Origin of the sequence: Proteiniphilum sp. (genome assembly GCF_034331125.1) — a bacterium.
Lineage (GTDB): Bacteria > Bacteroidota > Bacteroidia > Bacteroidales > Dysgonomonadaceae > Proteiniphilum > Proteiniphilum saccharofermentans.
Genome location: NZ_JAXQGC010000053.1, coordinates 1 through 23,526, shown reverse-complemented (window position 1 = coordinate 23,526; position 23,526 = coordinate 1). Strand labels below are relative to the sequence as shown.

At 43.3% G+C, this 23,526-nt stretch carries 19 protein-coding genes; 3 read left to right on the top strand and 16 right to left on the bottom strand.

Annotation, left to right across the window (positions count from 1 at the left end):
- Positions 1 to 24: 24 nt before the first annotated feature.
- From U2P89_RS13015 to U2P89_RS13005, 3 genes are all read right to left on the bottom strand, one after another.
- Positions 25 to 753: a lipoate--protein ligase family protein gene (locus U2P89_RS13015; protein ID WP_092027049.1), complete on the bottom strand. Its 729-nt coding sequence runs from the start codon at positions 751 to 753 to the stop codon at positions 25 to 27.
- Positions 750 to 1,817 carry a LacI family DNA-binding transcriptional regulator gene (locus tag U2P89_RS13010; protein ID WP_076930876.1) on the bottom strand — a complete coding sequence of 356 codons (1,068 nt, stop codon included), beginning with the start codon at positions 1,815 to 1,817 and terminating at the stop codon, positions 750 to 752. The genes U2P89_RS13015 and U2P89_RS13010 overlap by 4 nt, the downstream gene beginning before the upstream one ends.
- A gap of 141 nt (positions 1,818 to 1,958) precedes the next feature.
- Complete coding sequence (locus U2P89_RS13005) at positions 1,959 to 2,837, bottom strand: AraC family transcriptional regulator (RefSeq protein WP_076932195.1); 879 nt, start codon at positions 2,835 to 2,837, stop codon at positions 1,959 to 1,961.
- 131 nt (positions 2,838 to 2,968) lie between these two features.
- Between U2P89_RS13005 and uxuA the strand changes: the two genes are divergently transcribed.
- The 3 genes from uxuA to U2P89_RS12990 all read left to right on the top strand — a co-directional run bounded on the left by uxuA (position 2,969) and on the right by U2P89_RS12990 (position 7,404).
- The gene (gene uxuA, locus U2P89_RS13000) at positions 2,969 to 4,186 is read left to right on the top strand and encodes a mannonate dehydratase (protein ID WP_322191599.1); all 1,218 of its coding nucleotides are present in this window, start codon (positions 2,969 to 2,971) and stop codon (positions 4,184 to 4,186) included.
- 639 nt (positions 4,187 to 4,825) lie between these two features.
- The gene (locus tag U2P89_RS12995; RefSeq protein ID WP_322191598.1) at positions 4,826 to 5,887 is read left to right on the top strand and encodes a PmoA family protein; all 1,062 of its coding nucleotides are present in this window, start codon (positions 4,826 to 4,828) and stop codon (positions 5,885 to 5,887) included.
- Between the two features lie 122 nt (positions 5,888 to 6,009).
- The gene (locus U2P89_RS12990) at positions 6,010 to 7,404 is read left to right on the top strand and encodes a glycoside hydrolase family 140 protein (protein ID WP_322191597.1); all 1,395 of its coding nucleotides are present in this window, start codon (positions 6,010 to 6,012) and stop codon (positions 7,402 to 7,404) included.
- A gap of 21 nt (positions 7,405 to 7,425) precedes the next feature.
- Here the strand turns inward: U2P89_RS12990 and U2P89_RS15265 are convergent, their stop codons facing one another.
- The 13 genes from U2P89_RS15265 to U2P89_RS12930 form a co-directional block, all read right to left on the bottom strand.
- Positions 7,426 to 7,677, bottom strand: a complete 252-nt coding sequence (locus tag U2P89_RS15265; protein ID WP_416188640.1) for a transaldolase family protein — start codon at positions 7,675 to 7,677, stop codon at positions 7,426 to 7,428.
- Entirely contained in the window at positions 7,667 to 8,380 is a 714-nt protein-coding gene (gene tal / locus U2P89_RS12985) for a transaldolase (RefSeq protein WP_416188639.1), read from the bottom strand. Before tal ends, U2P89_RS15265 begins: the two co-directional genes overlap by 11 nt.
- A gap of 53 nt (positions 8,381 to 8,433) precedes the next feature.
- Positions 8,434 to 9,732, bottom strand: coding sequence for a class II aldolase/adducin family protein (locus tag U2P89_RS12980; protein ID WP_076930884.1), 1,299 nt, complete (start codon positions 9,730 to 9,732; stop codon positions 8,434 to 8,436).
- A gap of 106 nt (positions 9,733 to 9,838) precedes the next feature.
- Positions 9,839 to 11,107 carry a zinc-binding dehydrogenase gene (locus U2P89_RS12975; RefSeq protein ID WP_091908086.1) on the bottom strand — a complete coding sequence of 423 codons (1,269 nt, stop codon included), beginning with the start codon at positions 11,105 to 11,107 and terminating at the stop codon, positions 9,839 to 9,841.
- A 16-nt stretch (positions 11,108 to 11,123) separates the two neighbouring features.
- Entirely contained in the window at positions 11,124 to 12,371 is a 1,248-nt protein-coding gene (locus U2P89_RS12970; RefSeq protein ID WP_313382308.1) for a PDDEXK nuclease domain-containing protein, read from the bottom strand.
- A 112-nt stretch (positions 12,372 to 12,483) separates the two neighbouring features.
- A complete protein-coding gene (locus U2P89_RS12965) occupies positions 12,484 to 14,484 on the bottom strand; it encodes an SDR family NAD(P)-dependent oxidoreductase (protein ID WP_322191596.1) in 2,001 nt (666 codons plus the stop codon).
- An 87-nt stretch (positions 14,485 to 14,571) separates the two neighbouring features.
- The gene (locus U2P89_RS12960; protein WP_091908092.1) at positions 14,572 to 15,747 is read right to left on the bottom strand and encodes a PHP domain-containing protein; all 1,176 of its coding nucleotides are present in this window, start codon (positions 15,745 to 15,747) and stop codon (positions 14,572 to 14,574) included.
- A 109-nt stretch (positions 15,748 to 15,856) separates the two neighbouring features.
- Complete coding sequence (locus tag U2P89_RS12955) at positions 15,857 to 18,316, bottom strand: alpha-ketoacid dehydrogenase subunit alpha/beta (protein ID WP_091908094.1); 2,460 nt, start codon at positions 18,314 to 18,316, stop codon at positions 15,857 to 15,859.
- Positions 18,317 to 18,488: 172 nt separating this feature from the next.
- The gene (lpdA, locus tag U2P89_RS12950) at positions 18,489 to 19,844 is read right to left on the bottom strand and encodes a dihydrolipoyl dehydrogenase (RefSeq protein WP_313382312.1); all 1,356 of its coding nucleotides are present in this window, start codon (positions 19,842 to 19,844) and stop codon (positions 18,489 to 18,491) included.
- 233 nt (positions 19,845 to 20,077) lie between these two features.
- A complete protein-coding gene (locus U2P89_RS12945; RefSeq protein WP_091908096.1) occupies positions 20,078 to 21,460 on the bottom strand; it encodes a dihydrolipoamide acetyltransferase family protein in 1,383 nt (460 codons plus the stop codon).
- Positions 21,461 to 22,126: 666 nt separating this feature from the next.
- A complete protein-coding gene (locus U2P89_RS12940) occupies positions 22,127 to 22,468 on the bottom strand; it encodes a DUF86 domain-containing protein (protein WP_091908098.1) in 342 nt (113 codons plus the stop codon).
- Positions 22,461 to 22,787, bottom strand: coding sequence for a nucleotidyltransferase family protein (locus U2P89_RS12935; RefSeq protein ID WP_313382311.1), 327 nt, complete (start codon positions 22,785 to 22,787; stop codon positions 22,461 to 22,463). The genes U2P89_RS12940 and U2P89_RS12935 overlap by 8 nt, the downstream gene beginning before the upstream one ends.
- A 144-nt stretch (positions 22,788 to 22,931) precedes the next feature.
- Positions 22,932 to 23,372, bottom strand: coding sequence for a hypothetical protein (locus U2P89_RS12930; protein ID WP_322191595.1), 441 nt, complete (start codon positions 23,370 to 23,372; stop codon positions 22,932 to 22,934).
- Positions 23,373 to 23,526 lie beyond the last annotated feature (154 nt).

Here is a 23,526-nt window from a genome sequence, read left to right as displayed (position 1 = left end):
AGAACCGTCCCGGCTAAATAGCTATTACATCCTGTAATTCCACATCCTTTGTATATACTTGTCTCTTTGTAATACTTCTATCTCCTCTTTCTCACGGCTTCCAAAAGAGTCGATATTCCCTGTCCCCAGTACCAGGCCCACCTGCTGCACAAACTGCCGGAAAAATTGCTCAGGCTCAGGACTGATTCCTTTCATATTTTCTAAATATGACCGGATATTTTTCACGGGACTGGGAACCGAAGCGGTTGCCTTCCTGACCAGATCCCTCTTTTCAGGGTTGAGAGCCTTCAAAAGCATCTCCAAGTCAGTGTCATAAAGCAACGTACCGTGATGTATCTCCCGACCTTTAGAAAGATGTGATGCAGTACCGGATATTTTATAGCCCTCTAACCAAAGATCCTTTCGTTTCCTTACTTCAACGGGAATATCCAAAGTACGCAATGTCTCCACTACCGGATCAAGGAAACGAGTGCTCAACGGCTCCCCTGTTTTTCCATGAATAAAACTGTAATTCAGGTTGCCTGTATCATGATACACTGCTCCCCCACCCGACAATCGACGTACAATACGGATATCGTGTTCAATGCAGAAGTCCTGGTCAACCTCATTCAATACAGCCTGATTAGATCCGATGATAACACTTGGTTCATTGACATACAGCAGTAAGAAATCTTCTCCTATTCTTGAGAAAAGATGTTCTTCTGCGGCTAAGTTAAACGAAGGTGACCTAGATTGAGACAGGATAATATTCATGACATGAAATTGAACTGGTTGTAATAACCGATAGTCTCTTTGGTTAGAATATCAAGCTGTGTGTAATTCTCTACTTTTACCGGTTTCCGGTATATCAGATATTCAATTAATGTTTTCATTGCCAGAAAACCCTGGTGTTCCGGTTCCTGCCCGATCAGAAAATCGATATATCCATTTTTCAATCCCCTTATATTGGGTGCCGTAAGGTCCAGACAAACCAGCCTGATATCATCGATCCCGTTTCTATCGAAATAATCGGCAATAAGCCCTCCCCTCGAGTTAAGTACCACTATTCCCCCAATATTCTGCTGGGTCTGAAAAAATTCTTCCAACTGTTGGTCAAATTTTTCCGGTTCCATAGCAGTAAAAGGTATTCTCCGCACACTGTTGGTGATGCCCTTTTCGCTGAGATAATCATTAAATCCTTGCTTTCTCAGTATACTCGTATTGGCACTCTGGGCTCCTATCCTCACAGCCTGCAACATCCCAATATCACTCCCTGAAGGAATGATGGAGGTAATCAGTTTGGCCACCAGATAACCGCAAATATAATGGTCGGAAGTAAAAAAAGCGAGCGGTGAAGTATCCTCCAGGGGAGAGTCAACAAAAACATAGGGGATTTCTCTTTCATCCAACTGTTTCGTCAGGCGGACGGTCACTTCCTTGAAAGTAGCACCGATAATGACCGCATCGGCATCTGTCTGTGCTATCTGGTCATGCACCTCCCTGCAGGAATAAATATCATATTGGTTATAAGTATATATCAAACACTGTACCCGGATATTTTCAAACTCTTCCAAAGCATGGCGGATACCGGAATGGATACTCTCCCAATATTCCCCCTCCATCACATGCGGAGTAGTGATTACCACCTTGTATTTTCTCTTTAATGATAATCCGGAGATATGGATATTCGGCTTGTAATTTACTTTCTTCAGCACCTTCTCAACAGCAATACGTGCCGATTCAGATACATTTCCCCTGTTATGAAGTATCCGGTCGACCGTGCCTGCCGAAACTCCCGCCATTTGCGCAATATCCTTAATACGAACTTTTCGTTGCATATAGGGTGATTTTATAGATATTTAATAAACACAAACATGTTAGTGAATAAACAAGATAAGTGTAATTGTTTTTACAAAGTAACGAATTAATTTTGAATTTATGTGAGAATACAGAAACGGTTCCGGTACACGGAAATATATTTACACAGCCTTATTAAACTCCAGTATATATTCTGTAGGCGTATAACCCATTATCTTTTTGAACTGCCTGTTAAAATTGGAAATATTATTATACCCTGTTTCGTAGCAAATCTGGGTTATCGTCAGCCTTCTTTCCAACAACAGTTTACATGCATAACTGATCCGGAGTTCGTTGATATATTGAAAACAGGTCTTACTCGTTTTTTCCAGAAAGTAACGACAGAATGCACTTACATTCATCCCTGCGATATCTGCAATATCTTGCAGTGTAATTGCTTTAGTATATTCACGATGCAGGAAAGCTTTGACTTTAATTATACGGGGATCTTTATCATGGATATTTATAAGAGTATCTTCACTCTCATCCCTCAATAACCTCTTTTCTTGTGACTGGCTCATCATGGAAAGAATTTTTATTGTCTCCAAAAGTAAGTCAAGCCCACTTAACCGAAGTGCCTTTGTTATTCTTTTTCTTATTGTCTTATTCGCATCCTTCTCAAAGTAAATGCCGTATTTAGCATCCTCCAGTAATTTTTTTATCTTGGAAAATTCCGGATACTGTTGAAGGGAATAATGAAAAAAATCCTTGGAAAATTGAAGGGTAATAGCATTCACCCTGTACTTCGGGTCATTCTGATAATATTGAATATCATTTCTGTACATATGGGGGACACTGCTTCCAAGCAGCACCAAATCTTCATCGGAAAACAGCTCGACATTATTCCCCACAAATCGCGTACCGGTACTTTTCAATATATATACAATTTCATACTCTTCATGAAAATGCCAGGGAAATTTGAAATAATCATAATCACACCATTTTATCTTCACCGGTGACCCGCTGCTGAGATTCAGCTTCTCATGCATTATTTTTGCCATAGCCATATAATTTGCCGCAAATATAGTATTAATAATTGCAAATATCAAACTTGTCGGATATTTATAAATATGAATACATTTGTAAACTGAATAACACCGCCGTCTATCGGCCATAAAACATAGAATGAATCATGTTGTTGGAAAGGACTTGGAGATGGTTTGGCATGGACGATACAATCAGCCTGTCCGATTTAAAACAGATCGGCGTAGAAGGTATCGTCACCTCTTTGCATCACATAAAGCCGGGTACTGCCTGGCATGTCGATGACATCCTGCCCGTAAAAAAAATGATTGAACAGGAAGGCCTTAAGTGGAGTGTTGTGGAGAGCCTGCCGGTATCGAACGACATAAAATTAGGAACGGATAAGCGGGATGAACATATGGAAAATTATAAAACTTCCCTGGTTAATCTGGCCCAATGCGGTATCAAAACCGTCTGCTATAATTTTATGCCTGTGTTGGATTGGGTAAGGACGGATCTCCGTTACAAAGACAGCGATGGCACGGAAACAATACTGTTTGATTATCACACTTTTGCCGCTTTTGACCTGTACATTCTAAAGAGAGAGGGCGCAACCGATGATTATCCGGAAAGCATTATCCTGAAAGCAAGGGAAATATACGAGTCTATGGATGACAAGGAGAAAGAGGAACTTGCCTACAATATTATCATCATTACACAGGGTTTCATTAATAGTGCCGTTGAAGACACCAACGATTATAAAGAGTTGTTCCTCCATTCGATAGAACAATATAAAGAAATAGGATCGGACAGGTTCAGGGATAATCTTTCCCTATTCCTTAAAGAGGTGGTACCTGTTGCCGAAAGGCATGGGATCCAATTGTGCATCCATCCTGATGACCCTCCTTTTTCTTTATTAGGGCTACCACGCATTGCCAGTACGGTGGAAGACTTTGAGCGGATATTCTCACATAACAGTTCCCTTGCCAATGGACTTACTTTTTGTACCGGCTCTTTGGCGGCCAGAAAGGACAATGACTTACTTCAGTTTATTGAAAAATTCGCAGACCGGATTCATTTTGCACATCTCCGGAATCTGAGATTTTTAAATGATCATTGCTTTTATGAATCGGGACATCTGGATGGAGATATAGATATGTATCCGATCGTGAAATTATTATTGAAAGAACAATACAGGCGAAAAAACGAAGGACGCGAAGACATAAGGATCCCGTTCAGGGCAGATCACGGAAAGAAAATGCTGGATGATTTCCATAGAAAATCCAATCCCGGCTATCCACTGGTCGGGCGAATGAGAGGACTGTCGGAGATCAGGGGATTGCAAACGGCAATAGAGTGGATTGTGAAAAGTAAAATAAATCCGTAAAGACGCTCCAAAGCGGCGGTTTTAACTACTATAGTGGAATATAAAAATCAACGGACCGAATAATTCCTGCAAATTTTATACCTTCATATGCAAAAATAATATTTTGTTTTAACACAACACCAAGCTATTTTTGTGATCTGAGCCTTAATGAAAATTAATTGAAGATTTATCCTGACTGTTCACGTACACAAAACATGCGTTAGGGTAGATATTAGGGAGAATATAAGCATTTTTTAATAAAGTGACAGGCAGTAATGGAAATAACTGGATAAGTTCAAGTTTGTCTGTAAATAACAGTTTACGTAAATACTATATAAATCTAAACAAATCAGGGAAATGAAAAGGAAAACTTCAAATCTATCAAGAGGAATGTTGCTCACACTTGTGTGGATATCTTCTTTATGTGTATCTGCCCAAACAATAAACTTTTCAATTATTATTAAAAAACCTTGCGTTAATACGCCTGTTTCGATTTCGGTAGATGATTTAATAGCTGATATAACCAGTGAAACATTCGCATTATATGAGGTCACCCCTTCAGGAGAAAAACTTATACACAGCCAACTGGAATCGGATTACACTTCTCGCCTTTGGTTTATATTAGAAGGTTTTTCCGCAAAAAATTCAACAAGGAAATTTGTGCTTAAATTTCAAGAACAGGATTCTCCCAATAAATCAAATACTGATATTCACATTTATAAATCGGGAGAAAACCTCACCCTTCGTCAGAAAGAGCAGCAGATTTTAAGCTATCGTTTTGGTACGATGTACCCCCCCGAAGGGGTTGATCCTTTGTTTAAGCGCTCAGGATTCATCCATCCCCTGTGGTCTCCGGGAGGTGAAGTATTAACCCGTGTGCAGGCTCCCGATCATTATCACCATTATGGTATTTGGGGTCCGTGGACATTAACTCACATAAATGACCGGAAAGTCGATTTCTGGAATTTGTATGAAGGCCAGGGGACGGTGAAGTTTGCCGGGTTCTTGTCCGAAACAACCGGAAGTGTATTCTCAGGTTTTCGCGCGTTGCAGCAACATATTGATTTTGGAGCAAAGGGAGAAGACCAGATAGCAATCAATGAGATTCTGGATGTGAGAGCCTGGAACATACACGACGGAGTAAGGATCATTGACTATACCACTATATTAAATACGCCATTGCCGGACGGTATCATGCTCGACGCATACAGATATGGAGGTGGCATTGGTTTCAGGGCAACAGAAAAATGGACAAAGGATAATTCTACTGTGCTGACATCTGAAGGAAAAACAAGGATCGATGCGGATGGCAGCAACGCACGTTGGTGTATTGTGGAAGGGGAATCGGAAGTACAGGAAGGCCGGTCGGGGATTCTCTTTCTGAGCCATCCTTCAAATCGTGCACATCCTGAACCTATGCGCGTTTGGCCTCTCGATGCAAATGGAGGCAGAGGTGACATGTTCTTCGAATTTACCCCTATTCGCCATAGATCGTGGGAACTGCAGAAAGGAAGTAATTATATTCTTAAGTACAGGATGATAGTCTTTGATGGAAAAATCGACAAAGAGGCAGCAGAAATGTATTGGAATAGTTTTGCCGCAACACCTGAAATTAAAATTGACTCAAAAAAATATCTTGTAAGTTCAATCGTATTATCATTTTTTTCATTTATACAAAAATATAGGTTTATAGCGTTAAAACAGGATATAATATTTGCATAAAAATGTATTATCTTTGCCGTCTATGTGGTTTTTTGAAGAAAATCATGTACATTTGCTTTGCAACATATGGCCACAACTTAAAATTTAAGGGATAACATATCTATTATCAACAATATACAATCATGAACACAAACTATAAGATCAGGGTATTATTTTTTGCCCTTGCACTCATTTTTTCTACGTATATTCTCCATGCCCAGGAAGATAAATGGCAAGGGAAAGCGGTTGATTTTTCACATGGCAGATTGGAAGTCCATCCCGACAAACGGTTTCTTTGCCATGCCGACGGCACGCCATTCTTTTACCTGGGTGACACGGCATGGGAATTGTTTCACAGGCTGGATGAAACGGAAATAGACACCTACCTTGAAAACCGAAGGGAAAAAGGGTTTAACGTGATCCAGGCAGTAATCCTTGCTGAATTGGACGGGCTGAACACTCCCAACAAAAACGGTGACCGGCCTCTTCTCGGCAACGATCCCCGTAAACCTAACGAGGCTTATTTTGCATGGGTGGATAAAGTGATACGTAAAGCCGCAGGAAAGGGAATGTATATTGGCCTGCTGCCTACATGGGGTGATAAAGTAGATGTTCAATGGGGCACAGGCCCTGTAGTATTCGATACCGACAATGCTTATACTTACGGGCAATATTTAGGAGAACGCTACAAGGATTTCCCTAATATCATATGGATCAACGGAGGGGATCGCAGTGGTGGTGGCAGGAACAAAGATATTTGGGATGCCATGGCTAAAGGGATCAGATCGGCAGACAACAATCATCTTATGACCTTCCACCCGATTGGTGCGGAAACATCCGGAAGTTGGTTTCATGATTACGATTGGCTTGATTTTAATAGTTGCCAGACCGGACACGCCTATTATACCTACGATATTTTTGAAAAGTTGATTGCCGGGGATTATAACAGGCAACCCACTAAACCGGCTATCAATCTGGAGCCTTGTTACGAAGATCATCCGGTAAGAGGGCAACCTGAAGGTGTCGATCTTTGGTTCGATGAAAGCAATGTGCGGCATGCATTGTATTGGAGTCTGTTCAGTGGGGCATTTGGACATACTTATGGTTGCCATCCCGTATGGCAGTTCATGGCTCCTGGCTATACCCCGGTAGGAGGAGTCCGGAACAACTGGTATGATGTCCTTGACCTGCCGGGAGCCTGGGATCTGATACATGCCCGCAGGTTATTCGAATCATATGATTTTTTCAGCAGGCAACCCGATAACACCATTATTTTAACGCCACAAACAGAGAGCAAGGACTACGCCATCGCGACAAAAGGAGATGGATATGCATTGATATACCTTCCACATGGAAATAGTGTGGAGGTATCACTGGAAAAAATTTCCGGAACGAAAAAAATAAAACTTATCTGGCTTAATCCCCGTACAGGTAAAAAAACCGGGATAGGTGCCAAGGCAGCCAAAGGTTCTTTCGTGGCAACTCCGCCGTCATCAGGAAAAAATAACGATTGGATATTGATTATGGAAAGGTACTAAACGAATCTCTTCACCTGTCCCCTACAACCTTTTCGCCATTTGTTCCTCGAGTTTCTCTAAGTCTTTCGTGAAGTTTCTGATCCCTTCCGCCAGTTTTTCCGTGGCCATGGCATCTTCGTTTATCATCCACCGGAACGTTTTTTCATCGATGCTGATTTGTTCAATCTCAGATTGTCTGGCAGCCTCCTCGTTCAATTTCCGGACTAAGACACCTTCGGTATTCTCCAGCTCTTTGAGGAACTTTGGAGCAATAGTCAACAATTCATCCGGCAAGTTCCACTATCTCTCCGATATTACGGAAGCTGGCTCCCATTACCTGGGTCTTATAACCAAATTTCTTGTAATAATTGAAAATCTTTTTCACAGAAAGCACTCCCGGATCTTCATGAGCGGCAATTTCCGTAACACCCTGTTCTTTTTTGTACCGATCCAGAATCCGGCCTACAAAGGGAGATATCAGACGAACACCCGCTTCGGCACACGCAACCGCTTGTGCAAAAGAGAAGAGAAGGGTCAGGTTACAATGAATTCCTTCTTTCTCAAGTATTTCTGCGGCCTTTATCCCTTCCCAGGTGGATGCGAGTTTTATTAATATCCGTTCCCTCGAAATCCCCGATATCTCATAGAGAGCTATGAATTCCCGGGCTTTGATCACCGACGCTTCAGTGTCAAACGACAACCGGGCATCTACTTCAGTAGAAACCCTTCCTGGAACAATTTCCAAAATTTTTAATCCGAAATTCACGGCCAACTTATCCATCGCTTTTGCCAATTGCCCGGATTTGTCGGTTAGCTGCGTTTTACCATAGGCAATAGCATCATCTACCAGCGAAGCATACTTCGGGTCTTGCGATGCAGTATAAATCAAAGAAGGATTCGTAGTTGCATCGACCGGTTTGTATGCTTCAATAGAGGCAAAATCGCCCGTATCAGCCACTACTTTGGTATACAGCTTCAACTGCTCTAATAAATTCATAGGTCATGATATTTAATCAACCATCATCAACCATCATCGAAAATGCATTATTGTCATTTTACATTAAACGCGATGCGCAGTTCGTCGATCTCCTTGTCCCCCATGGGTTGCAAAGAGCCGATCGAAGAGGCCATCACCAGCGAGTTAGCTGAAAATTCAGCTACTTCCAGATAGTCGAACGTATTCAACAATTTATCACCTGTCACAAAAACACTGTCGTTTTCTACCAGAATAACCCGATTGTGGTTAAACATTTTCGCCACACTATCTACATCGTTATAGATCAGCCCGAAAGGAATGGAGGGGACATCCTGGAGGAAAATCCAACTTTCGGGGATTGTACGTACATCGAATTTTGAACCGCTCACCGCATGCGCCATCAGATTCACCGATTGTGTGCAGATGATAGAGTTGATATGCGGGTTCAGCTGGTAAATACGTTGATGCAGGGCTACCGACCTGCTGGGTGTTTTTCCCGCTTCGGCCATACCATTCTTTATCTGGACAATATCACCCGGCACAATATCCCATCGCGCCACATTACTTGGTGTAATCAGGAAATCGTCACCTCTCCAGCGTACGGATACCGTACCGTAAGTCGATATCATCATCCCCTGATCACAGGCCCGACGGATGATATTCACCATCTCCGTACGGATTGCCCGTTCATCGGAAGGATGATCAATATCCATAAAATGGGAAATATTGGTCGGTAAGTGATTTACATATTGCGACACCTGCTCATCACTCAGATAATTCACCTGCCCGAGTCTTTTGGCATTCACAATCGTCCGGCAACAAAACTCCAGCGTTTCAAACCGTTGATAGGCATCCATCATATCAGTCCCACCCAACACTATCCCATGATTCTCCATGATCACCGCCTTATAACGGGTATCCTTGAACTCAAAAGCGATTTTCTCGCCCAGATCCTCACTACCGGGAGTTCCATAAGGTGCAAATCCTATATCCCCGCAAATATTGTGTGCCTGAGGAACGATTTTGGTGTCGGGTACAATGCCGGCAATACTGAAAGCTACCAGCGCAGGCGGATGGGCGTGGATGATAGCGGTTATTTCAGGTCTGGCTTCATAAATAGCCTTATGGAAAGGGAGCTCCGAAGAAGGCTTATGTAACCCGATAATGGTTCCATCCCTCTTCACCTGCATAATATCTTTGGTAGTAAGCGACCCTTTATCCACTCCCGAAGGGGTAATCCAAATATCACCATTCTTATCCCTGATAGAGATATTCCCTCCCGAAGTAGTGGTCATCCCACGACTGTATATTCTTCCGATGATCACATTGATCTGTTCCACCGGATGCATTAAATTCACATCTAATTGTTTCATTTTTATTGAATAAAGAGTAAAATTGATTAGTAGATTTATCTATGTACTGATTAGCAGATTATAAACACTAATCAGCACATCATCAAATCAGTAAATTATCACATCATTATTTGCTGTTAGCCAGCAAATAAGCTTCCGCTTCTACGTTCCACAATCCCTTATGGCGACTACAGATAACAGCCAGTTCTTTAAAAAGTTCGTTGGTCCCACCAAGCTTTTCAAAGTCGGATATCGGAGTGAGCGGCATATCAATATGTGTATAGATCAGCTTCTTTCCACCCGGGATATTGGGCAGGTTGTTGGTCGCATCGGCTACTGCATTCAATCCACCAATATGGGTAATCAGTCCGGCTGGATCAAGTCCTTTACTCATAATATCGAGTGCTTCCACCATATCGTCGTTATTACCTCCACTGGTGCCGACAATATGTGTATAGGCATAATGTACATTGTAGAAATTGAACGTGGCGCTGAAATTGGGGTCACTGGGTCCGGCAAAGAAATTGAGGCAACCGTCGAATGCCAGTATAGCATCCCCCTGCTCTACTACCGGCCTGACCGGTGCAAAGACAAACACATCATCATAACCGGAATTACCACTCAGAGTTTTCAGTTCTTTCACCGGGTCTTCCATCGCACCGGTATTGATATAGTGGAGATCAATTCCCCTGGATGCGGCAAATTCAACCGTATAGATTGAGGCAGCCCTGTCTAAGCGAGCCTGGTCTACATCGGTCACTACCAACAGTGATGGTTTATGGTCTTCACGATGGAGCACATAGTTGATAGCTGCAAGTCCCATTGGACCGACACCCGCAAGAATAGCCATCTTTCCTCCATCCACAATCTCCATCTTGTGCTTATAACTGCCGGGAGTAGTATGGTAGTTGGCATGCATCGCACCGATTACACAGGAGAGCGGCTCTGCCAGCGATGCAGGATAATATCCCTCACCCGTAAATTTCAATAAGCAGTTCTGCTCCATCACTTCGTTAGGAATAATCACATAGGTGGCATCTCCGCCGATATATTTGTAACTATAACCGGGAGCGCTCAGAATACCAACGGGGCCATTCTCGTAGTAGAGCGCCGGTTGAATGGAGAACTTATCCCCTGCTTTAAATTTATGAGCCCATTTGGAACCCACTTCCAGCAATTCACCGGCGAATTCATGACCGATGATAATAGGATTTTCCGCTACGTCATCGGGAATACGCTTGTGATCCGTCCCTTGTGAAGAAGCTTTATAGGATGACATGCACAATGAATCGGTCACCACTTTGGCCAGGATTTCATCCTCTTTGATGGGCGGCAAATCAAATTCTTCCAGACGCAAGTCTTTTTTGCCGTACAATCTAACTGCTCTCGTTTTCATATGATTATTCTATTTGTTATTTCATTTTTGCATACTCCTGATTGACAAACCGTTCAAGATCTTTTTTATCAGGAAGTTCTACCAGATATTTAGACACGAATAGCTCATGGTCACTATCGGCCACAGCATATTCCACTAAAGCACGGTTTCTGTTTGTTACCAACAAGATACCTACAGGTGGATTATCATCTGCCTGCATTATCTCTTTTCTATAATAATTGACATAAGTTTTTAACTGACCAATATGCTCGTGTGAAAAACTGTCGACTTTCAATTCAATCAACACGTGGCATTTCAATATACGATGATAGAAAACCAAATCACAAAAGAAATATTCATCACCGATGATAATTCGTTTTTGCCGGGCTTCAAAACAAAATCCATGTCCAAGTTCTATCAAGAATTCTTCCAGATGTTCGATAAGCGCTTGTTCCAAATCTGACTCATAAGTCACATCTTTTGCCTTAAGTCCCAAAAATTCAAAAGTAAACGGCGATTTGATAATATCTGTCATCGTGCTCTTCTCACTCTTCGTCTGCACAACTTCGCTCAACATCTCAGGTTTCCGGCTAATACCGCTCCGCTCAAAATACAGGGTATCGATCTGGCGCTTAAGTTCACGTACGCTCCAGGTTCCCTTGATACACTCCATTTCGTAAAACCGTCGTTTTAAAGGATCTTCAATAGGAAGCAGCAAACTAAAATGTGAAAATGAAAGTTTGCTAACCAATTCCGTAATAAAAGGTAACTGCTCAGTTCCCCCTTCCGGCTTGAATTGGGCAGACAGTGTCTGCCCAATTCCAACATCTTCTTTTTCAGAGTGTTGTAATTCTCCTATCAGTGACTGCAGAATTACATTGCCTTCTTCTGAATTACCCAATTGGGCAATCGGTGATTGCCCAATTCCAACATCCTCTTTTTCAGGAAATTGTAATTTGACAATCGGTGATTGCCAAATCTCCCCAAAATATTTTTGGAAGAAATGGGGTATATAAGCACTTATCTGCGGATAAGTATTATAAAATTGACGATAAAGTTTTAAATTTCTATACGATAATCCTTCTTCATCAAAGGCATCGGCGAGGCTTTGAAGGAGCTTAGCCCCGTATTTTGCCCGATCTTCACCCTTCTGTTCAAATTCAACAATATAAAACCCCACCAGCCAGTTTCTGACGGTTAAGTGGGTATTGACAGCCGCAACCGCATTCTGCCGGAATGTGCCGGAAATGTGCCGGATATTTTGTTGCAGATCGTTGAAATTCATAGGATTTAAGTTATCTATATTCAACTCTTGATACTACTTCAATTTTATAAAAAAATCATCGAACCATCAAATCAAACCTTTTCACCTTTCCATTCTTCCACCTTTCCATCTTCTAAGAAAGCATCACCTGCCCGCCGGTAATCGGCAAAGCCTGCCCCGTCTCACCGCACTGCTCCATCAGGTAAAGGACTCCCTTGGTTACATCCTCGGGCGTACATCCTTTTCCCATCGGGACTTTAGATAAATAGAACGCTTTCACATCCTCTATAGTTTTTGCTCCCGGCACCTTACCTGCTTTCAGGTATTGCACAAAGAGCCCGTTTTCCGGATCACTCCAGAGGGGTCCTTCATAGAAGTTTCCGGGACAAATGGCATTGACTTTGATACGGTCTGGCGCCAATTCCAAAGCAAAAGACTGGGTAAGCCCGATACCCCCGAATTTCCCTCCTGCATAGGCAAAATTGGCTTTACTGCCTTGTAAACCCGACTTCGAATTAATCTGGATGATATCGGCATAATAATCGACATAAGCATACTTTGTCTGCAACTTCATGACCTTGCTGACCATTTTCGTGCAATAAAAATAGGCGCTGTAATTTATTTTGGTGACGAAATCAAAATTTTCCGGTGTCATATCATCCAGGCCACCAGCGCGAAGTACACCTGCGTTACTGATAAAGCAATCAATTGCCCCGAAATGGCATACGGTCTCGTGGATAAGATTCTCCAGGCTTGCCGTTTCAGCTACATTCGTTTTCACAAAAAAGGCCCTGTTGCTTTTCGCAATACGGTTGAACTTTTCGGCCGTGACTCTACCCGCCTCTTCATTCAGGTCGGCGATCACGATATTGGCTCCTTCCTGTAACAGGCATCGCCCGATCCCCTCTCCGAAACCCTGGGCAGCACCGGTAATCACAATGGTTTTATTTTCCGCACGTCCCCGGGATATTCCTGCCGACACGCTACGGCGGTAGTTTTCCACCTCCCAGTTGTCGATAAAATCTATCTGCTCCTGCGTCATTGGGTGCGGTCCGCCGAATGAATGTGAAAGATAGGCTACTTTCATTGCGTCTTCAAACACATCCAGAATGATATCGCACTGTTTGGCATTATCACCTACAGCGACCAGTCCAATTCCTTTTATCAGTATTACTTTAGGTTGATAACCCAGTTTCCCCGTAAACGAAGGGATCGTCTTCCGGGCTTCTTCCAACACGGCTTCGGGTGTCTCATCGTTCAGGAAAATATAATTCGATTTGCAATAAACAATGGCATCGGGAGTAAATGGTTTGGCAATATCCTGCTGTTTACCGGGATTATCGTAAAAATATTTGATCAGTTCATTTTTCCTTACCGTCAGCGTTTTCAATCCGCTGCCAGACAGCATCATCCGAAGAGCCGGCAAGATTTCTTCTGTACAACGGCAGGTATCTCTTTCGCCGGAGGGTAACGGCGTAGAAACAGCCTGCTCCAGTTTGTGAAGTATCTCTGAATAGATCGACTGTACCTCTGCGATGGTAGTAGCAGCGACAAAAATACCGTGGTTCTGCAACCAGATCACCTGGGGTTCCTCGGCGTATGCCGCACGATACTCTTTGATCCGGTCATAGACCTTTTTAAAAAGCACATAGCCCGGATCAGTATATTCCACATACAATGCTTTTTCACCGAAAAGCCGTTTCAATTCAGCTTCCGCATTCTGTGCACACATCAACCCGTTCACTGCTGTCGGATGCAGGTGTACCACAAAAGGATAGTCGATTATATTGTGCATCGATGTCTCCACCGAAGGACGTCTCCCCTTAGTGAGGGTAGCTTCGGCCAGATCATTCTTCACCTGCTCTTCCCTCTCTGCCGGATCTGTACTATATATTTTCTCCGACATGCTGTCGAGTTTATTTCTGTCGAGCACTGCAAATCCCTCTTCGGTTATTGTAGCCAATGCAGCACCACTGGCCTTCACCCATATCTTTTCTTTGTTCTTGAAGGATGTATTACCACCACCGGCAATCACAAAACGGCTGTCCTGCCCGTAGAACCGTGATATATATATTAAATCCCGTATTCCGAAAATGTCGTTTTCAGGTAGAAAGGTTTGAGAATGCTGTTCCATCTTTATCATGTTTTTTATATGTATTCAGTTTCGTAAGCCATATGATTGCAACTAAAGCAGAGACATTTAGATATTTTGTGGGGACCCTCAGTTCGAAATGAGTTGATCACCTAAAGCTTCCAGTTCATGCCGTTTAGAACGGTCTGCATAACCGTTCTGATCTATATATCCGTTCAATCCCTGTTTTACTAAATGTTGATGTGCCGCAATGAGACAAGCCCCTTTGTAATTAATCTCCATAAGTTTTTCGGTCAAAGGTGCACCTCCCCGGGCAAATAGTTCAATTGGCTCCATTGCAGGCGTATTATGTTCACTGCCGAAAGTCACCACAAAACCCTGTTCATAAAGATAGCCGGCATATTTTTCCAAAAGCCGGACATCGTTGCGGGTTGTGATAAATTCAACCGAATGAAATCCCCGTTGCGTGAGCTGTTTGGCTACCCGTTCCGGATCTCTTTCAAAATCAGTATAATTCCCATTTATATCATCTGCTAAAAAGGGATAAGTAGGAATACCACCGGCGGCAATAATGATTTCCTGCACGGTTTCCATCGGCAGGAAAGCGGTGGGCTCTTCCGGAACGAACGCTGCCCCACCCGCTTTCAGCAGGTTACCCCGGATCTCATTTTCCACGCCGGCAAGGTTATCTACCGCCGATTTCAGCATCTTTCCGTCAAAGAGCATCTCCAACAATGCCCTTATTTTGGACTCGTCATTATCACAAACTTCATAGACATTTATGCGTAACGCTTTTGCCAAATGGCGCTCACGAATTTGTCCTTTTGTCAATTCGTCGGTTATCCGTTTGAAATCAAGCTTAAAACCACATTCTTTCCGTCGAAGCAGGCCGTTCAGTTTGTTGCACATTGCTTCTACCTGTCGATTGGCCTCATCCCGAACATTGGATAACATTGTTGCATAGGGCTCCTCTAACCGGAAAGGATATGACAATCCTTTTCCACTCAGATAGGTACGTCCCGGATTTGCAGGATCATTCACACGCAGTCCCGCTTTCTGGTCCTCTTCATTCAGGCTGATAAATTCGATACCGAAAAGAGGATAGAGTTGTCGCTTATTACAACCATCAGCCCACTCCTGATATCCTTCTGTAGTGTAAAAATCGTTTATTCCCACCACTTTTACATCCTCGGCAACCGCCCTGTCCAATGCATCATTGACATCGGCAAAGGCACTGAAAGAGTATGGTGTATGCAGGTGCGCGTTTACTTTTACAACAGCCGACCCGCCTAATTGACTCATCATCAAATAATTAATTAGAATATTTACCGATATACCGATTAGCAGATTGATTAATCACCAAATCTTCACATCATCGAATTATCACTACTTGTCCCGACTTGTCGGTATCAACTCAGACTCCTTTTTTCGCCCTTCTGATAAATTCCGCATCCGTAAAATTCTGTACCGGAATATAATCCCTCAAGGGCAGGATTCGCTCGTTGATCATATCCAGGAACCAGCTTGGCTGGGGGAAGAAAGACTCTTCAAGTTCAAATGCCGGAGTGATCCAGTTGCGTGAACCTAACACACAGACGGGGGCATCGAGATAGTCGAACGCAAGCTGACTGATATTGGCTGCGAGATCATTGAGGAATGAACCACGTGCGGTAGCGTCTCCGGCAACAATAATTTTTCCGGTCTTCTTCACCGATTCCAATACCTTTTCATAGTTAAATGGGACCAACGAGCGGGCATCTATCACTTCTGCGCTCATGCCATATTTCTCTTCCAACTCCTTCGCAGCTTGTAAGGCGGGATAAAGGGTATGTCCAATGGTCAGGAATGTAATGTCTTTACCCTCTTTCTTCACATCCGGTTCGCCAATAGGTATTTCGTAGTAACCGGCAGGAACACCTCCTTCATGGAACTGCTCACCTATATCGTATATACGTTGGCTTTCAAAGAAAATCACAGGATCGGTACCCTGCAATGCAGCATTCATCAATCCCTTGGCATCATAAGGCGTCACGGGGAAGCATACTTTCAAACCCGGGATATGGGCTACAAGCGACGTCCAGTCCTGCGAGTGCTGTGCACCATATTTCGATCCCACGGAAACACGGACAACCACCGGCATTTTCAGCACATTCCCGCTCATTGACTGCCATTTGGGCAACTGATTAAAAATCTCATCTCCGGCACGGCCGATGAAATCACAATACATGATTTCGGGAATCACACGCCCGCCGCACATGGCGTAGCCGATAGCCGTTCCCACGATGGATGCCTCTGAGATTGGCGAATTGAACAGGCGGTGATAGGGCAGTGACTCGGTCAGTCCTCCATAAACAGCAAACGCACCACCCCAGTCACGGTTTTCCTCACCGTAAGCGATCAGGGATGCATCCTTATAGAAACGATCGATAATCGCCTCGAAAAGAGCATCGCGCAATTGAAACTGTTTCATCTTACTGAACGGCTTACCTTCAGCATCGAATGCAAAACGTTCTTTGTTTGCGATCTTTTTCACCCGTGGGTTTTCTTCCATCGGAATCAGCACCTCCGGTTTTTCATTGGAGAAACTGTCCACCGAACCGTCAGAAAACATCATGTCGCCGATAACATCCGGATTCTCCATCTTTGGTGATATCTCATCATCGATCGATTTCAGGAACATTTCGTATACCAGAGCCCGTATATTGTCGGAGATAGAGTCGAGTTCGGCCTGAGTAGCTACTCCCGCTTCCAGCAACTGCTCACCGTAGCTGCGGATACAGTCCTGCGATTCCCATGCTTCCACCTCTTCTTTAGAGCGGTACGACGAAGCATCGGAGGGTGAGTGTCCGCTATAACGGTAGGTGAGTACATCTAACAGGACAGGGCCTCTCTTTTCTTCGATCACTTTACGTTTACGCTTATAAGCATCGATAACAGCCAACGGATTATATCCATCCACCCGTTCAGCGTGCATTTGTTCCGGATTCACTCCGGCCCCGATACGGGCAGCGATACCATACCCCATGGTTTCACCACAGGTCTGCCCTCCCATACCATACTGGTTATTCATTATATTGATGATTACCGGAAGACCACCTTTCATATCACCCTCCCAAAGTTCTTTGAATTGGTCCATTGCAGCAAAGGTGATTCCTTCCCACACCGGGCCACATGCCATGGAAGCATCCCCGATATTTGCCACGACCAATCCCGGCTTGCGGTTCACTTTTTTGTATAAAGCAGCGCCGACGGCTATATCGCCCGATCCGCCCACGATGGCATTGTTGGGATAGACGCCGAACGGAGTGAAGAAGGCATGCATGGAGCCTCCTAATCCTTTATTGAAACCGGTCTTACGGGCAAAGATCTCGGCCAATGTACCATATACCAGGAATCTTTTTGCAAGTTCTTTGACCGATCCTTCAAAATCTTTTTTCACGATCTCATAGATCACACCATCAAAAAAATTCTCCATGATATCCATGAGCTGATGGTCATCCAGTTGATGGATGGCTGACATTCCTTTGGCCAGGATTTCGCCATGTGAACGGTGGCTCCCGAAAATAAAATCGTCCACCGTCAGCGTCCAGGCCATACCCACTGCCGACGATTCCTGTCCGATAGACAAGTGAGCGGGACCCGGATGATTATAGGGAGTACCGTTGTATTCTCCCTGCGTCTTGATCAGATTCAACATGGTTTCAAATTCACGGATCAATACCATATCATGGTAAATCGCCTTGAATTCCTCTGTGGTAAAATTCTCTTTTTCATCTTGCACCGTTTTCTGGTACTGGTTGACAGGTATCGGTTGAAACTCTACAAAGCCGGGTTTACGTGCTTCGGTCGGATCTATAAGTTGAACTTTGGGCATTGTTTATCGATTTGTTGATTTACTAATTTATTGATTTGAAGATTATACTACACTCAGAAGTCAAGAAGTATAGAAAAGAGAAAATTTAGAAGTTTTAGTTCTTAATTCTAAGTTCTCAGTTCTCAGTTCTCAGTTCTCAGTTCCAAGTTGTAAGTTCTAATACTCCTTTCCACTATAAAAAGACGGTTTCTTTAATAATCTCACTCACGGTAGGATGCGGAAAGACCACTTCTTGCATCTCTTTCAGCGTCATTTCCTGTTCAATAGCGATACAGGCTCCGTAAATGATTTCGCTGACGGGATTACCCAGCATGTGTACGCCGATCACCTCGCCATGCTTTTCACCGACCAGCACTTTACAGAGTCCGCTTCCACCCTCGTTTTCGGCAACAAAACGTCCGGAATAAGCCATAGGCAGTTTAGCGACTTTATAGGCTATATTTTTGGCTTTGGCTGACTCTTCGGTCTCTCCTACCCCAGCGACTTCGGGGTTAGTATAAACCACACCCGGAATGGCATTATAACGCATGATATCGCTTCTGCCAGAGAGGTTATTCACCACTACCTCGCCTTCACGACTTGCCGTATGAGCCAGCAACGAAAAACCGGTTACATCGCCAGCAGCAAAAACACCGGGGACATTGGTACGCATCTTTTCATCCACCTTGATACCGCCACGCAATAACTCTACTCCCAGATTTTCCAACCCGAATCCTTGCGTAACGGGACGACGACCAACACTCAGTAATATCTTTTCACCTTCTATCGTTTCTGTTTTTCCGTCTTTCTCAAACACAACCTTGTGACCATCTACCTGCGTCACCTTTGCGTTCAGATGGAACGTAATTCCTTTCTTTGTATAGATTTCCCGAAGCATGGCAGAAATCTCCACATCAAGTCCTCCAAGAATTTCAGGAAGCATCTCGACTACAGCCACATGGGTTCCCAGGCTGTTATAGAAACTGGCAAATTCCATACCGATCACCCCTCCGCCAATGACGACAAGCGATTCAGGACGTTCGGTCAACTCCAGTATCTCACGGTTGGTGACGATGATCTCTCCTGCTTCCTGCAGACCGGGTATAGGTGGTACGGAAGCTTCCGATCCTGTACAGATAAGGAGATTTTTTCCAATATATTTTTCATTGTTGCAGGTTATCTCGATCCCTTCCGATGAACGTCCGTTGATATTGGCTTCACCTTTTATCACCGTCACTTTATTGGATTTCATTTTGCTTTCTACGCCGAGTACGAGTTTACGTACCACTTTCTTTTTGCGGGAGACCATTTTGGCATAATCGAAACGGATATTATCCCCAAAAACCCCGTAGAGATCTCCATGCAAAGCATTTTCATAAGTCTTAGCGCTGTAAAGCAACGTTTTGGTGGGAATACAACCTTCGTTCAGGCATACTCCACCCATTGATTTTTTCTCGAACAGTATTACATTCAGCCCTTTATGCCCGGCACGTTCAGCCGCAACATACCCGGCGGGACCTCCACCGATAATTAGTAAATCGTACATAATATTTTCTTTAGAGCCAAGAACCAGGACTCAAGAGCCAGGATTGTAAAGGCTATATTCAGACCGGTTACCGGCATAATTTATTATTTTAAAACATCTCTAAAACCATTTACTATATATAACAATTTAGCGTCAAACAGTTCATTAAAACGCTGCTTCCTTTAAATTATTATCCTCCATCTTTTGTCGTGCGAAGCACACTATTGCCGAAGGCATTATCAGCACGAAGTACATCATCAAACGTCCAATTCCAGATTTTCTATTTCAATAGCAATTTGCTTCAGGAAGCGGGTGGCTTCTCCTCCGTCCAATGAACGATGGTCGTAAGTCAGGCTCAACCCGATAAAGGGCACAAAAGCATAAACACCATCGCCAATATCTTTGGGGCGTGGTACGATAGTATTCACCCCCAGGATAGCCGATTGAGGCAGATTAATGACCGGTGTAAACATCTCCACGCCATAATTTCCCAGATTAGATACGGTAAAGGTACCGGCTTCCGGGGAAAGGATATCGGGATTCACACTCCCATTCCTGCAGGCAGCGGCAATTTCCTTGAACTGACGGGCCAGCCCTGTAACGGAGAGGTCATCGGCATTATGCACCACCGGCACCATTAATCCTCTTTCGGTATCCACCGCTAATCCGAGATGTATCTTATTAAAATAACGGATACTGTCACCCAGGAAATGGGTATTGACATTGGGGAACTTCTTCAGCGCCTTGATAACAGAGAAGCAGACCATATCATTCAGTGTGATATTAATATCGATTTGACCTTCTTCCTGCATCGCTTTCACCTTCTTCCTGAGCGCCAATATTCTTCTGGCATCTGCTCCCAAATGGTGGGTAAGTTGTGCTGAATTCTGAAGGGAAGCATGCATGGAACGCGCTATGATCTTGCGCATATTGGAGATCTTCCGGTCTTCATAATCCTTGCTGTAAACAGTGTTCACGGGAACAGACAGATCGGAAGCCCTGGCCGTACCTGCAAGCCCTGTTCCGGACGATTGCGGCAACATACCCTGTTCGGCAGCCAGTTTCTTTGCCAATGGCGTCATCTTTGGACGATCTTGCAAGACCGCCTGTATATCCTTCTCTATAATACGTCCTTTGGGACCGCTTCCGGAAAGAGCGGAGGTATCCACGGCATTTTTCTCTGCCAATTTTCTGGCACGCGGGGAAACAGGGCTTGTGCCGGCTGGTATGTTTAGAGGAACAGAACTACCTCCCTGTCCCGCTATCTCACCGGTTAATGAAGTTGTTGTTGCGGATTCCATAGCTCCACCGGAAGAATGGCCGGTACTATGCGGCTCAATTTTGTCCTCCGATTCATCTTCGGGCACTTCACGACCTCCCAGCAATGAAGAAATATCTTCTCCGGGTTGACCGATCACCATCATATTTTCCAATACGGGCACTTCATCGCCTTCACCGTAAAAACATTCGAGCACAACTCCCTCCGCAGGGGATTCCTCCTCAAATGAAGCTTTATCCGTTTCATAAGAGAACAGTACATCTCCCTTTTGTACGGCGTCGCCTTTTTTCTTTTTCAGTTCGGTAATGATACAACTTTCTACTGATTGCCCCTGTTTGGGCATGATTACTACAACTGCCATTTACGCATGATTTAAGTATGCAAATATAGTGAAAGCCGAGAGAAGAATCAAGCTTGCCTGAATGTTTTCGATAAGCGAGCACAGAGGCAAAACAAGTTTTGACTATGTCGAGCGTAGAAAACAACTAACTTGTTGAACTATTCCGCTAAGTGAGTGTAAAGTGAATCTATTTACTTTACCGAACGCAGAATTAACAATCGAGGAGCGTAGGCGACTCAAATAGTCTAAAGTATTTGAATGAAATAGCCTAACTCGTTGAATTATTCCAAGGCGCATCCTATATTCTGGAAATATATATAATTTTGACTACTGCCAACTGTGCTGAACTATGCTGACACAAAGATATCATTATCCATGATAGAATCCAAGGATAAACTCCATTAAATTAATACATAATATTTTCGGATATCCAAAAGCCATTTCATTCATTAGAATAAAATAATCAACACAGAAAGCATTGACAAATGTACAAAGTTTGGTTTCCCGATCGGTTGAATAATTGATTTTTCAGCTATGATTTTTGACAGATAAAATTTGTCCCGCGATTATCGTTATCATTCAATTTAATAAACGACTAAATATAAACTCTAATGCAGGCTTTAATACTGGTATCCGAATAAAAATCTGCCAAAAGAAACAAAAAGTCGGTTTTCAGATACTCAGGGACTATAGTCCTTCTATCACTTCCGTAATCTGTCCGTATAGTTCGGGTATTTTGTTTTTTACCACATCCCATACAATGTTGTAGTTAACACCCATATAGTCATGTATTAGCCGGTCTCTCATGCCTGCCATGTGCTTCCATTGAACAGTATGCCATTTTACTTTTACATCTGCCGGTATTTTCTTTGTAGCTTCACCAATAATCTCCAAACTGCGTACAACAGCCCGTTTCAATGTATCGTCTGCAAGAAAATCCTCCTTCGTCATGTCTATGGTAATGACCGAAAGAATATACAGTATTTCATCCCGAATATGCAGGAGGTATTGAACTGGATCTTTAGGCATATTGTACTTCTTGTAGTATTTTGGGACCGATATAAGGGCTTAGCCCGTTTTTTGTAACGATATCTATCCGCCGATTGCCAAATAATGCCTCAAGAATATCATAAACCGCCATATAGCTGTCGAAATTCTCTCTATGCGGCTCAAAATCAATCAGGATATCTATGTCGCTGACATCAGTCTGCTCCCCTCTCGCGTAAGAGCCAAAAACCCCGATATCTCTGATACCGTATAAAGCAAGCTTCGCTTTTACCGACTTTATTTTTTGCAAGACGGATTCTTTCGTGCTTATTTCCTCTATGTTACTTACAGTCTTTGTCATAATGCTTGTTTTTTTACCGGTAAAGATACAACTTTTTTAAAATAGCGTACAAGCTCAATGAATGGATTTAGCTTTCTCTTTTCGGTTCATGACACTTTGCGCCGCGATTCCTCAAAATATTACTCAATGAGTTAACAAAAAAGCTTACTCTTTTTGCCCTATTAAAGTAATGGAAAGAACCGTATGATAATTACCACGCTTCCTGAAACGCAATAAAAAGTCGATATCACCCAGATATTGTTGCCCGGGACCGGCGTTGAAAAAAGGTAACTTCTCCCTGCAGTTATCAATACAGAACATCACCAGTTCAGAAGAAATGCTTTCGTCCATCAATAAGCGATGAATATGCTTTTCACTTAATTCCGGCCTGAAATAGGGATTGTCCGGCAAGGGGAAAGCCGAGTTGACCTCAAAAACCATCTCACAACCGCTCTTTGAATTGAAAAACACTAAACCCGTTTCAAAATCTTCAGGAAAAACAAACGACTGATTCTCTGACTTCTTCAGTCCTTCTTTCCGAACCCTCTCTTCCGATTCTTCTCTTTCTTTCTCGGAAAGATTCAATGATTTATTGAAGAATTCCATGTAGGCTTTCACGTCTCTGCAAACATAACTTCAACTAAACGATTTCACCCCATTTTTATTGAACAAACTTTTGACTGAATGATACAAGGTTGATATTAAGTTACTCATGTTTCGCACTTCCCTCAAACCATTGACAAAGAAATAGAAGGGAAAT